This window comes from Vibrio chagasii, from assembly GCF_024347355.1.
Lineage (GTDB): Bacteria > Pseudomonadota > Gammaproteobacteria > Enterobacterales > Vibrionaceae > Vibrio > Vibrio chagasii.
This window is the reverse complement of the sequence record NZ_AP025465.1, coordinates 2,494,749-2,507,531: the sequence shown is the minus strand read 5'-3', so window position 1 is coordinate 2,507,531 and position 12,783 is coordinate 2,494,749. Positions and strand designations below refer to the sequence as shown.

Below are 12,783 nucleotides of genomic sequence, written 5' to 3'. Positions count from 1 at the left end.
AGTGATATGGCAAGCCACATCACCTCTGGAATTAAATTAAAGAGAAGGAGTTTCTCTTCGATGGAGTAACTATACGATTAGTGACTTATTTTACTTATAAAATTAACGACAGAAGGCTATGAGAAAAGCGACATTTTCATAAACTATTGATATTTTATGGTTTGTTATGTGTTTGCTTGTGGTGTACTAGTGAGGTAGTTCTCACTAGTTGTTGAAAGTGACGGTTTTGACGTAAACGTTTTTAACGAAACTTACGAGTATATATTTTCGAAAACATTGATTTCACACAATAGAATTGTGGTCATGTATGTGTATTATGCTGTTAATAACAATCTTTCTCATTATCAATCACGAATTGGGTATTTATGAAACTCTCACAACTAGAGCAAGGAAAAGCGGCTTCTATAGTTGCCTTAACCGGCTTAACACCAGAAGTTAGAAAAAAGCTAATGGTCATGGGTATGTTACCAAACACTGAAGTTACACTAATCCGTCGCGCGCCGATGGGGGATCCGCTTCAAGTGGAGGTGAGAGGAGTCTCTATCGCCATTCGTGAAAGCATCGCAGAACAAATCGAGGTTATCTAAATGGATTATCAAGTTCTTACCGTTGGTAACCCGAATAGTGGTAAAACAACGTTATTCAATGCACTAACCGGTGCGAAGCAGCATGTTGGTAACTGGGTAGGCGTAACCGTAGAAAAGAAAACGGGTGTCTATTCACATGCGGGTGACCAATTTCAGCTAACCGACTTGCCTGGTATCTACGCACTAGATAGTGGTAATGATGCGAATAGTATTGATGAGTCTATCGCGTCGCGAGCTGTTCTGACTCACCCTGCTGACGTGATCATTAATGTTGTTGATGCAAGCTGCTTAGAACGAAGCTTATACATGACATTGCAATTGCGAGAGTTGGGTCGTCCAATGATCGTTGTATTGAACAAAATGGATGTATTAAAGCGCGAGCGTCAGGTGATTAACCTGAAAGCGCTAGAGAAAGAGCTAGGTTGCCCGGTTCTTAGCTTGTCTGCGAACGATAAAGGCCAAGTGGCTCGTTTCAAAGAGCGCCTACATAAGCTTCTTGTTCAAGGTGTGAGCCTTGATCCTATCTCTATTAACTATGACGAAGCATTAGAAGCACTTATTCCTTCTGTTGAATCACATTTTTATGATGCTGATGTTTCTCACCGAGCGCTTGCGATTCGTGCTCTAGAAAATGATTACTTGGTGCTAAACGGTTTAGCTCCGCAAACACGTACTCAAATTGATAATGTGCGTCTTGGCGCCGAGTTTGATATCGACCTTGCGGTAGCAGACGCGAAGTACACCTTCTTACACGATCTGTGTAAACGTGTTCGCCGCAGTGAAGGCAAACTAAGCCGTAACTTCACAGAGAAAGCTGACCAATTCATTCTGAACAAATGGGTCGGTATCCCTTTCTTCTTTGTCATCATGTACTTAATGTTCATGTTCTCTATCAATATCGGTAGCGCGTTCATCGACTTCTTTGATATTGGTGTTGGTGCAATTTTGGTTGATGGTGGACACCATTTATTAGACGGACACCTACCAGTTTGGCTGGTTACTATTCTTGCAGATGGTATCGGTGGCGGTATTCAAACTGTCGCAACCTTTATTCCGGTTATCGCGGCGCTTTACTTGTTCTTAGCGGTACTTGAAAGTTCAGGCTACATGGCGCGTGCTGCGTTTGTACTTGATAAAGTGATGCAAAAGATTGGTCTGCCGGGTAAGGCGTTTGTACCGTTAGTGCTTGGCTTCGGCTGTAACGTACCGTCTATCATGGCTACTCGTACTCTTGATCAAGAGCGTGAGCGTAAACTAGCTGCATCTATGGCACCATTTATGTCATGTGGTGCTCGTCTACCGGTATACGCACTTTTTGCAGCGGCGTTCTTCCCTGGTGCTGGTCAAAACGTGGTATTTGCTCTGTACATCATGGGTATCCTTGCTTCTGTATTTACTGGTTTGTTCCTTAAAAACACTGTCTACCCAGGTAGCAGCGATAGCTTAGTAATGGAAATGCCTGACTACGAGCTGCCAACTGTACAAAACGTGATGTTGAAAACGTGGCAGAAACTGAAGCGATTCGTACTTGGTGCAGGTAAAACGATTGTGGTTGTGGTAGCAATCTTAAGCTTCTTGAACTCTCTGGGTATGGACGGGAGTTTCGGTAACGAAGACAGCGAAAATTCAGTACTTTCTAAGGCAGCGCAAGTTGTGACTCCTGTGTTCCAACCAATTGGCATTACAGAAGAAAACTGGCCAGCAACGGTAGGTATCATTACTGGTATCTTCGCGAAAGAAGCGGTAGTAGGTACCTTGAACAGCCTTTACACAACGCCTTCTGATGAAGAAGCGGCTGAGTTTGATTTGGCGGCGAGCTTAGAAGAAGCGGTGATGACGATCCCTGAGAATCTAGCCGGTCTGAGCTACTCGGATCCTCTAGGCATTGAAGTGGGTGACTTAAGCGATTCTGGTGCAGTTGCCGAAGAGCAAGAGGTTGACTCGTCTATCTTTGGTAACCTGAAAGACAAATTTGTTTCTGGTCACGCTGCGTTTGCTTACTTAATCCTTATCTTGCTTTACACACCTTGTGTGGCTGCAATGGGTGCTTACGTTCGTGAATTTGGTCAAATGTTTGCACGCTTTATTGCGGTCTGGACTATGGCGCTTGGCTACTTTGGTGCAACTTTCTACTACCAAGCGGCAAACTTTGCAGCACACCCTGTGACAAGTGCAGTGTGGATGGTCGCGATTGCTGGTGGCTTTGTGATTACCTACCGTGTATTTAAGAAAGTTGGCAGCAAGCAAAAAGCATTAGAGGTGCAAGTCGTATGATTTTAACTGAACTTCATCAGTACATTGACAGCCAAGGTGTCGCAGCTCGTAAAGAGATTGCAGCGAAATTTGGTATGAGTGAAGACGGCGTGGATGCGATGTTGAGCGTGTGGGTCAAGAAAGGCAAAGTATCTCGCTTGGTTGACACCAACAAACATGGTCATACAACGCGTGTTCGCTACACCATCAGCAAACAAGATGGTCTGTCGCTGAATGTGATGATGTAGTTTGGTCAATATCTAACAAAAAACCGCAGCCTATGAGCTGCGGTTTTTTTGTTTGTGTTTATCGACTTAAGACTCTTTGGTTTCACCTAACCCAAGCACTTTAAGGCCGATACTCAGTAACAATATGGATACTGGAAGAACCAAAATATCCCATCCAATACTGTCGAAATTGACGAGCACAAGCTCCAAAAACTTCACGAAGAGAATGATGATAATCACTTCAGCCAAAATGTTTTTCAGGTGACCAATATTGGGGGTTTTTATCCAACTAAGTACTTTGCTTTTATTGACTTGTTGGTCGCTTTTTGCAGCATTGCTCTTATCCGAAATGAACAGAGTGAACACTCCGTGAGAAAAGATGAAGAGTACAAACGCAATCAAGAACGTATCCAGAGACTTAATCAAGTACGAGATCGCAATATCTGTTGTGTCTAAATGCGCGAGCGATTCTGGTGGTACCTGATTGAGCATGAAGATCGCAAAAGCAGAGTAAGTTTTGGTTGCTCCCATAAAGAATAAGAGTAGGGAAGCAAGCATAGAACAGATGATGGCGATCCAGCTGATATGACGAAATAAGTTGAAGGTTTGTTTCATGATGCTCTCTCTATGTTGTGTGCAAGAGAGTATACGCAGGAGTTTGTGTTGTGATAATGGGGCGTTTTTGTGAATTATTATTACACATTGGTAATAATCGTGATGCCTAGCAAGAGGCATCACCTGTGTCACAAGGTTAAGCTTTCTTAAAGATAGAGCTTAGTGACAGAACATTTTGAATACGAGTTAGGATAGCTGCTTGCTCTTCTTCACTGCGCTGTTCACCTGTGGTGTTGCCCCACACTGGGCCAGGCCACGCCACATCATTTTTGAAACGTGCGATATGGTGGATGTGCAGTTGTGGCACCATGTTACCTAGTGCGCCTAGGTTGAGCTTATCCGGTTGGAATGTAGCTTCTAGTGCTTGGCTTACTGCTTGAGATTCATGTAAGAACTGCTGTTGCTCTTTCATTGGTAAGTGATGCAACTCTTTGAGGTTGGCACGTTTTGGGACCAGAATAACCCAAGGCACGGCGTTGTCTTTGTGTAGTAATGCAAGGCTAAGCGGGAATTCGCCAATAACTGTGGTGTCTTTTGCCAATTGAGGATGAAGTTCGAAGCTCATGATCTTTCCAATTAATTGTTTTAGTTGAGTATAAGGTTGGAAAGAGAATGTGGCTAGCGCTTACGACCTCAATAAGCAGATGTCCTAGCACGCTCTCTCATCAATGAAGGGGATGGCGGGGGAAGGATAGTGGGAACGCGCCATTGATCCTGTCTCGGACTTACGGCATTCATTGCCGTCATCTCCTAGAGCGACGAAGGAGCGTAGTAGGAGATCTCTTGCAACGGAAGTTTGCGGATAGTTAAGTAAATATAACCTCCAAATAAAACAAAAGGTTGACGTTTTCACGTCAACCTTTCTAATTATCTCGAATCTCGAATCTCGAATCTCGAATCGCTTACATGCGTTCTAGAGTCTCGATGCCTAGAAGCGACAGACCTTGTTTGATTGTCTTCGCTGTTAGGGCAGCAAGCTTCAGACGGCTCTGTTTAACCGCTTCGTCTTCTGCTACTAATATAGGGCACGCTTCGTAGAAGCTAGAGAACTGACCTGCTAGTTCGAACAGGTAGCTACACATGATGTGTGGTTGACCTTCACGAGCAACAGATTGAACCGCTTCTTCAAATTGTAGAAGTTTCGCGATAAGTGCTTTCTCTTTCTCTTCAGTGATTTTGATTTCACCTTCAAGAGAGTCCATAGAAACGCCAGCTTTAGCAAATACAGAAGCAACACGAGTGTATGCGTATTGCATGTAAGGTGCTGTGTTACCTTCGAACGCAAGCATGTTGTCCCAATCGAACACGTAGTCAGTAGTACGGTGCTTAGAAAGGTCTGCGTACTTAACCGCTGCCATTGCAACTGTGTTAGCGATCGCTTTCTTCTCGTCTTCTGCTAGTTCTGGGTTCTTAGATTCGATCAGTTGTGCTGCACGAACTTCTGCTTCATCAAGAAGGTCAGCTAGACGAACCGTACCGCCTGCACGAGTCTTGAATGGCTTACCGTCTTTACCTAGCATCATGCCGAACGCGTGGTGCTCAAGAGAAACCGATTCTGGGATGTAACCTGCTTTACGAACGATAGTCCAAGCTTGCATTAGGTGTTGGTGCTGACGAGAGTCGATGAAGTAAAGAACGCGGTCTGCGCCTAGCTCTTCAAAACGGTATTTTGCACAGGCAATATCAGTTGTTGTGTAAAGGAAACCGCCGTCGCGCTTCTGGATGATAACGCCCATTGGGTCACCATCTTTGTTTTTGTATTCGTCTAGGAATACAACTTGTGCGCCGTCATCTTCTTTAGCAAGACCTTGCTCTTTAAGATCAGCAACGATGCCTGGAAGCATGTGGTTGTACATGCTTTCGCCCATTACGTCATCACGCGTTAGTGAAACGTTTAGACGATCGTAGTTGCGTTGGTTTTGAATCATTGTTACGTCAACAAGCTTCTTCCACATCTCTGCACAGAACTCGTCGCCGCTTTGCAGTTTCACTACGTAGCCACGTGCTTTAACTGCGAACTCTTCGTCTTCGTCGTAAAGCTTTTTAGATTCACGGTAGAAGCCTTCAAGGTCAGCAAGTTCCATTGAAACTTCACCTGATTCAGCCTGAACGCGCTCAAGGTTTGCGATAAGCATACCGAATTGAGTGCCCCAATCACCGATGTGGTTAGCACGGATAACTTTGTGGCCTAGGAATTCCAGTGTACGAACAACGGCATCACCGATGATTGTTGAACGCAGGTGACCAACGTGCATTTCTTTTGCAACGTTTGGCGCTGAGTAGTCAGCAACAATGGTTTGTGCTTCAGCTGCCGCAACACCAAGGCGAGAGTCAGCAAGTGCTGCGTCTGCTTGTTTTGCTAGGAAAGCCTCATCTAGGAAGATGTTAAGGAAACCTGGACCTGCGATCTCAACTTTAGAAGCGATACCGTCTAGGTTTAGAACGTCCAATACTTTCTGAGCAAATTCTCGCGGGTTAGTGCCTAGTCGCTTAGCAACGCCCATTACGCCGTTTGCTTGGTAGTCACCAAATTGTGGTTTTGCAGATTGGCGAACAGCAGCAGGAGAGCCTGCAGGTGCGCCAGCGGCTTCTAGAGCCTGAGATACTTTGTCATTAATAAGTGCTTGGATATTCACACGCGTTTCCTTCAATTCAAGGATGATAAGAGTGGCCGTTATTTCGAGGTCATTAAATTTGGTTAATTATGCGTCTAGTTAACGATTTAATGCCGAAATGAACAACAGACACTGTTTAAGTTCACAAAAATGGCAGTAATCATACCAATTTTGTGCGGTTTCTTATAGGTCGAATTGATAGAAAATTAACATTTCCTAAGGGGTTTTTGACATTCAATTTTCGCCATGCCGCGTTTGTGTATTTAGGAATGTGAGCCAACGTGCTTATCGGCTGTCTTTTTATATACGCAGTGCTTGTTGAACAAGGTAAAACTGATACCATGCAGCCATTATTTGGAGAACGCAGACAATGACAATGAGCCTCAAGCAAGCTGAATTAGAACCGCAACAAATGATCGCCCGCCTTGATACGTTTATGGCGAAAATTGAGAACCTAGGTAACGTACTGGGTTTGGATCTGAGTTTTGCTCAAGCGGATCATATCGCGCTAAGAATCAATGAAACGGAATTAGCGAAAGCGGCGCATCAAGCATGGTCTGAATTCGGCTCTACGATTTCACAAGCGATGATCAATGGTCGTCCAATTGTTGTAATTGCTTTTGATCAGCCTTTGCAAAGCCGTGGCTGGAGCATTGAGTGTTTAGAGTTACCATACCCCGCAGAAGGCAAGATTTACCCGAGCCAAGATTGGGAACACGTTGAGTTCGTAATTCCGTCTCATGCTCACACGGCTGACGAGTACTTAGCGGATCTGAAAGACACTTACCCGCAGTTCGCTGCTAACTTTGAAACGCTGGCTGAGCAAGGTATTAAGATCAAGCTGTCTAGCCCGAAAGGTGAGTGTGAGCGTTTGAACAACCCAACCGTTGCATTTAAGCATCAAGGGATCTGTATCAAGCTGCACCCACATTCGTTGAAGAAGATTGTAGAATCAGAGCAAGCTTAGTTTTAGTCGATAGTTTAAAGGGGCGAGATTCCTGATCTCACCTAGGCTCATCGGAACGACGAGGTTGCCGGTTAGTGGATGTGTTGGTCTATCAACTGTAGTGAATGCTTGATTTGATATTAAAATTTTCAGATAGAGCGCGGATGTGTGCAGTGGTTGTGCCTTACTATCATTCGGTTTGACTGTATCTCTTCTGAGTCATCGTTTTTACTAGCAAGAGAACACCGTCATTCCCGATAGCGACGAAGGAGCGTAGTCGGGAATCTCATAAAGCTGGTCTGATTATCAGATACAAAAAACGCGTAATGGGGCAATCCTATTACGCGTTTTTTATTGGGTTCTAATCGTTGTTGAACCTACAGAATGACAGTCTTGTTGCCGTAAACAAACACGTGATCATTGATCACCTTGTTTAGCGCCTTACTTAGAACATTCTTCTCTACGTCACGCCCCGCTTGCGCCATGTCTTTCGCACTGAAGTTATGATCAACAGGAATAACGTCTTGCTTAATGATTGGGCCTTCATCCAAATCGTTAGTCACGAAGTGCGCCGTTGCACCAATGATCTTTACGCCGCGCTCATACGCTTGTTGGTAGGGTTTCGCACCGATAAATGCAGGCAAGAAGCTGTGGTGAATATTGATGATCTTGTGGTTGTACTTTTCAACAAATCCCGGAGTAAGCACTCGCATGTACTTAGCCAAAACAAGGTAATCAGCCTCGTATTGGTCAATCACTTCTAGCATTTTTTGCTCATGTTCTTCACGGTTCAGACCTTCGTGTGAAACATGGTGGTAAGGAATATCAAAGCGCTCGGTTAGGCTTTGTAAAATATCGTAGTTACCGACAACCGCTGCGATTTCAACGTCTAAGCTACCATCGAAGTTCTTCATTAGAATGTCGCCAAGGCAGTGTGCTTCTTTCGTCACGAGAATAACCACACGTTTTCGAGAAGAGCCAACGAGCTTACGTTTCGCGTTTTCTGGCAGGGCTTGGTCTAGGTCTGCTAGAAAGGTTTCATCATTGAAATACCCTTCAAGCTCTGTGCGCATAAAGAAGTGTCCACTAGTGTTATCTACGAACTCGTTATTGTGAACAATATTGAGTTGGTGCTTGTAACAAATGTTGGTGATCTTTGAGATGAGGCCTGGGGCATCAGTACAATGTGTTAGTAATGTTTTTCTTTCCATTTGCATCTTACTTCCATGAAATATTTTTTATTCTTCAAATTAAATACAGGCCGTCGAACGGTGAACTGAGCTGCAATATCACCGTTATAATTAATCTATTATCAATTTGGTTTCAACAAATTCTGCTGCTCATTTATCGCTTTGATAAATTGTTTGATGTCGAAATATCAGTTTTCAGATAGCAAAACAGGCAGAAGCTTCATTTTTAAAGTTTTGACCGTAGTACGCATTTGAGCTTCAACCGGGGCATTTTCGCCTTGGCCAAAAATAGAGGTGATACTTATGGATAAAGAGTTACTAGCAAAAAAACTGTACTGCAAACGCGTGAGTTCATTGGCTGGCAGCACAGAGCTAGATGGAAATGTTCTCGATGAAATGTGGGAAAGCAAAACCCCGCCAAGCGATGCAGTAAAAGCGATACAGCCAAATGATAATGAATTTGAGGGTGCTCCTTGGCTATCTCGTTATCTCAATCGAAAATAAGCAATTAACCTTTAAGCTAAAATAGCAATCTCGATTTTCATTTCTGTTCTCTAAATCATTTGAAACAACCCAGACACCTCCGGTGCGAAGTCATTCTTGATTCGCGCCGGCTCACTAAACCTGCCATAATTCGCCTTCACTTTTTCTAAACTTCGTACTCTATGATATCTAAAACGTTTTCTGCTGATGGCGCACTGGGTAAAGCAATCCCAGGCTTTCAACCAAGACAAGCTCAGTTAGACATGGCTGAAGCAGTTTCACAGGCCATTCAGCAACAGAGCCAATTGGTGGTAGAAGCAGGGACGGGTACCGGTAAGACATTTGCTTATCTTGTACCGGCACTGCTTAGTGGCAAGAAAACCATTATTAGTACGGGGTCTAAAAACCTTCAGGAACAGCTGTTCCACCGTGATCTGCCTTTGATGACCGATGCCCTTGGTTTTCATGGTCAAGTTGCCCTGCTCAAGGGCCGTTCAAACTATTTATGTTTGGATAGGTTGAGCCGCCAAATGATCGAAAGTCATGGCACTCATACAGATCCAACGCTACTCGCTCAGTTAGTCAAAGTTCGTAGCTGGTCGTCATCCACGCAAACCGGTGATTTGGGTGATTGTGATGATATTGCTGAAGATAGCCCAGTAATCCCAACGATTACCTCGACCAACGACAATTGTTTAGGCAAAGAGTGTCCAAGTTATACTGATTGCTTTGTACTTAAAGCGCGTAAAAAAGCGATGGATTCCGATGTGGTCGTAGTAAACCATCACCTTTTCCTAGCCGATCTCGCGATTAAAGAGACCGGATTCGGTGAGCTTATCCCAGAGGCAGGTGTGTTTATCTTCGATGAAGCGCATCAACTTCCTGACATTGCAAGCCAATATTTTGGTCAGTCTGTATCGAGTAGACAAATTCACGAGCTCGCCAAAGACATTGAGATTGGCTATCGCACCGAAGCGAAAGACATGCGTCAGTTACAAAAGGTCGGTGACAGGCTGGTTCAGTCCTCATCTGATTTAAGAATCGCGCTCGGTGATACGGGGTTTCGTGGTAATTGGCGTGAGGCCTTAAAATCTGAGTCAATTGCACGAGAACTTGTTCGCCTGCAAGATGCATTGCAACTGGCTGTAGATGTATTGAAATTAGCACTCGGGCGAAGCCAACTATTGGATACCGCTTTCGAGCGTGCAAACATGATTAAGTCACGTATTGAACGTGTATGTGATGTGTCGATTACGGGTTATTCGTATTGGTATGACACAACACCGCGCCATTTTGCTTTGCACATTACGCCGCTTTCAGTTGCTGACAAATTTCACGAGCAGATTGAGCTGAAGCCGGGCGCTTGGGTGTTTACCTCAGCAACCTTGGCGGTATCGGACGATTTCGACCACTTCACTTCGCGACTAGGCTTAAAGCCCTCGGCTCAGTTTTCACTGCCGAGCCCATTCGATTATCCGAATCAAGCACGTTTATGTGTGCCTCGTTATCTTCCAGAACCGAATAGCCCGGGCTTAGCCGATAAACTGGTTCGTATGCTGACACCGGTAATTGAGCAAAACCAAGGCCGCTGTTTCTTTCTGTGCACCTCACACAGCATGATGAAAGAGTTGGGCGAGCGATTCCGAGAAACCCTGACGGTTCCAGTTCTATTGCAAGGTGAGACAAGTAAGCAAAAAACCTTAGCCGAGTTCATGGAATTGGGTAATGCCTTGCTGGTGGCGACAGGCGCTTTCTGGGAGGGGATAGATGTTAGGGGCGATGCATTAAGCTGTGTTATCATCGATAAATTACCCTTTACAGCCCCTGATGACCCTTTACTTAAGGCTCGCATTGAGGACTGTAAGTTAAAAGGGGGTGATCCTTTTGCACAAGTACAGTTGCCAGACGCTGTGATTACCTTGAAACAAGGTGTCGGCCGATTGATACGTGATAAGCGTGATAATGGTGCTTTGATTATTTGCGATAACCGATTGGTGACTCGCGATTACGGTGGCATTTTTTTGGCGAGTTTACCGCCTATCCCTCGTACACGTGACTTAGGGGTCATTAAAGAATTCTTAGCTAAAGACCATTCAACCGCTGCCGAGTAACTGGCATTGTTGAGCTTAGCCATTATTTTTAGATTAGATAACGAATATTTGAGACACAAATGAGCGCGAAAATTCTTGCAGTAGATACCGCAACTGAAAACTGTTCAGTTGCATTAGTAATTGGTGACCAGGTGTTCGCTCGTAGCGAAGAGGCACCTCGAGACCATACGAAAAAAATTCTACCTATGGTTGATGAAGTACTGAAAGAAGCGAATATCGCTTTAACCGATATTGATGCTATCGCGTTTGGTCAAGGCCCAGGCAGTTTCACGGGCGTACGTATTGGTATTGGTATTGCTCAAGGCTTGGCTTTTGGTGCAGATTTACCAATGATCGGTGTCTCTACATTGGCAGCGATGGCGCAAGGCAGCTACCGTAAATTTGGTGAAACTCATGTAGCAACCGCTATTGATGCGCGTATGAGTGAAGTTTACTGGGCTCGTTACAGCCGTGAACAAGACGGTCGTTGGACTGCGGTTGATGCTGAGTGTGTTACACCGCCAAGTGAATTGGCTGCGCAGCTTGAAGCTGACTCTGAAACATGGGCAAAAGTGGGTACTGGTTGGGAAGCTTACGCCGAGCATATGGATACACTCGCGATCAACACCAAAGCGTGTGAAGTGCTATTCCCAGAAGCTCAAGATATGGCGTTCCTAGCTCAATTCGCTTATGCAGAGGGTAAAGCGGTTGCTGCGGAAGAGTCTGAGCCAGTTTATCTGCGTGATAAAGTGACGTGGAAGAAGCTGCCAGGTCGCGAGTAATTTTTTACAAGGTTCTGATGCAAGTTAGATCTAAATGCGTATTATTTAGATTTGAGAGGGCAGATATTTAGTCATGGTATCAATTAATAACTTACCTCCTTCTTCGATAGGCAATACGTCTAAGCCGAATCGAGTTAAAAAGAAGGAGCAGGCAAAAAAATCTGATGCTAGCACTGCGGTTGGGCAACCAACCAAAGTGGCCAATGCTGTCTCTCATTCTATTCGTCAAGTTAAAGAGTCTGAGCTACACAAGGCTCAAATCCAGTATGATCTTCCAGAAGGCCGAGGACGTAAGGCTATGGAAGAATACATGGATGTAATGAACCAGGCGAAAAAAGAAGAACTTGCAAAGCTCATCGGTGTCGATATTTACATCTAAAGCGTTTTATTAATGCCTGTTGAAGGACCAGAACCATGTCTAATTACTTATCTAAAATACGCTTAATTGCCCTTTCTATTGGTATCTTGGTGCTTGCAGGGTGTTCATCACTTCCTAGTGAGCTTGAAGCAAAATCAGAGCCTGTTATCAGCGACTACCAGCAATGGGTCGACCAACTGCCGGATGCGAAAAGTGTTCGGTTAGGCGGCGTCATTTCTAAAGTGACAAACTTAAAAGACAGAACTCGAATTGAAGTTGCTAACATGCCAATTTCAAGCAATGGTAAGCCAGATCTCGATGCCGAACCGAGTGGGCGCTTTGTTGGTTATATTGAAGGATACGTTGAGCCGTTAAGCTTTGCTGAAGGCCGTTTGATTACGCTAGTTGGTCAATCAGACGGTAGTGAAGATGGTAAAATCGGCGAGTACCCTTACACCTTCCCAGTGATGAAGGTAGATAACCAACGACTGTGGAACATTACGGAACGTGTCGTTGTTAACGATTTCGCACCAACCTACTATTCGTGCAGAAGCCTACATTGCCGTAGCTTCCAAACTATGCCAAGGCACGGTCGAGTTATACAGGACGTAGAGTAGCTCACTTTGCTAGGCCTAGA

13 protein-coding genes are annotated in these 12,783 nt (G+C 44.6%); 9 read left to right on the top strand and 4 right to left on the bottom strand.

The window, feature by feature from the left end; translation table 11 throughout:
• Window positions 1-365 precede the first annotated feature (365 nt).
• Genes OCV52_RS11435 through OCV52_RS11425 form a run of 3 tightly spaced genes read left to right on the top strand, consistent with a single transcriptional unit; the run spans window position 366 to window position 3,088 of the window.
• On the top strand, window positions 366-587 hold the full coding sequence (locus tag OCV52_RS11435) for a FeoA family protein (RefSeq protein WP_150897811.1): 222 nt from the start codon (window positions 366-368) through the stop codon (window positions 585-587).
• Entirely contained in the window at window positions 588-2,861 is a 2,274-nt protein-coding gene (gene feoB, locus OCV52_RS11430) for a Fe(2+) transporter permease subunit FeoB (RefSeq protein ID WP_150897812.1), read from the top strand.
• Window positions 2,858-3,088 carry a FeoC-like transcriptional regulator gene (locus OCV52_RS11425; protein WP_004737929.1) on the top strand — a complete coding sequence of 77 codons (231 nt, stop codon included), beginning with the start codon at window positions 2,858-2,860 and terminating at the stop codon, window positions 3,086-3,088. The genes feoB and OCV52_RS11425 overlap by 4 nt, the downstream gene beginning before the upstream one ends.
• A gap of 66 nt (window positions 3,089-3,154) precedes the next feature.
• Here the strand turns inward: OCV52_RS11425 and OCV52_RS11420 are convergent, their stop codons facing one another.
• From OCV52_RS11420 to argS, 3 genes are all read right to left on the bottom strand, one after another.
• Window positions 3,155-3,682 (bottom strand): YqhA family protein, encoded by a 528-nt coding sequence (locus tag OCV52_RS11420; RefSeq protein ID WP_137407936.1) that lies wholly within the window; start codon window positions 3,680-3,682, stop codon window positions 3,155-3,157.
• Between the two features lie 136 nt (window positions 3,683-3,818).
• Window positions 3,819-4,247: an HIT family protein gene (locus OCV52_RS11415; protein ID WP_137407935.1), complete on the bottom strand. Its 429-nt coding sequence runs from the start codon at window positions 4,245-4,247 to the stop codon at window positions 3,819-3,821.
• A 337-nt stretch (window positions 4,248-4,584) separates the two neighbouring features.
• A complete protein-coding gene (gene argS, locus OCV52_RS11410) occupies window positions 4,585-6,318 on the bottom strand; it encodes an arginine--tRNA ligase (protein ID WP_116871769.1) in 1,734 nt (577 codons plus the stop codon).
• Between the two features lie 349 nt (window positions 6,319-6,667).
• Here argS and OCV52_RS11405 point away from each other — a divergent pair, with 349 nt between their 5' ends.
• Complete coding sequence (locus tag OCV52_RS11405; protein ID WP_137407934.1) at window positions 6,668-7,264, top strand: VOC family protein; 597 nt, start codon at window positions 6,668-6,670, stop codon at window positions 7,262-7,264.
• A 356-nt stretch (window positions 7,265-7,620) separates the two neighbouring features.
• On the opposite strand, the gene purU is transcribed toward OCV52_RS11405, so the two are convergent.
• Window positions 7,621-8,454, bottom strand: coding sequence for a formyltetrahydrofolate deformylase (gene purU, locus OCV52_RS11400; protein ID WP_008221206.1), 834 nt, complete (start codon window positions 8,452-8,454; stop codon window positions 7,621-7,623).
• Window positions 8,455-8,736: 282 nt separating this feature from the next.
• Here purU and OCV52_RS11395 point away from each other — a divergent pair, with 282 nt between their 5' ends.
• The 5 genes from OCV52_RS11395 (at window position 8,737) to OCV52_RS11375 (ending at window position 12,763) form a co-directional block, all read left to right on the top strand.
• On the top strand, window positions 8,737-8,937 hold the full coding sequence (locus OCV52_RS11395; protein ID WP_061033712.1) for a hypothetical protein: 201 nt from the start codon (window positions 8,737-8,739) through the stop codon (window positions 8,935-8,937).
• Window positions 8,938-9,098: 161 nt separating this feature from the next.
• Window positions 9,099-11,027, top strand: a complete 1,929-nt coding sequence (locus OCV52_RS11390) for an ATP-dependent DNA helicase (protein ID WP_137407933.1) — start codon at window positions 9,099-9,101, stop codon at window positions 11,025-11,027.
• A 59-nt stretch (window positions 11,028-11,086) separates the two neighbouring features.
• Window positions 11,087-11,788: a tRNA (adenosine(37)-N6)-threonylcarbamoyltransferase complex dimerization subunit type 1 TsaB gene (gene tsaB / locus OCV52_RS11385; protein ID WP_061033714.1), complete on the top strand. Its 702-nt coding sequence runs from the start codon at window positions 11,087-11,089 to the stop codon at window positions 11,786-11,788.
• Window positions 11,789-11,861: 73 nt separating this feature from the next.
• Complete coding sequence (locus OCV52_RS11380; RefSeq protein ID WP_004737940.1) at window positions 11,862-12,167, top strand: hypothetical protein; 306 nt, start codon at window positions 11,862-11,864, stop codon at window positions 12,165-12,167.
• 35 nt (window positions 12,168-12,202) lie between these two features.
• Window positions 12,203-12,763: a Slp family lipoprotein gene (locus OCV52_RS11375; RefSeq protein ID WP_102422978.1), complete on the top strand. Its 561-nt coding sequence runs from the start codon at window positions 12,203-12,205 to the stop codon at window positions 12,761-12,763.
• The last annotated feature ends 20 nt before the right edge of the window (window positions 12,764-12,783 follow it).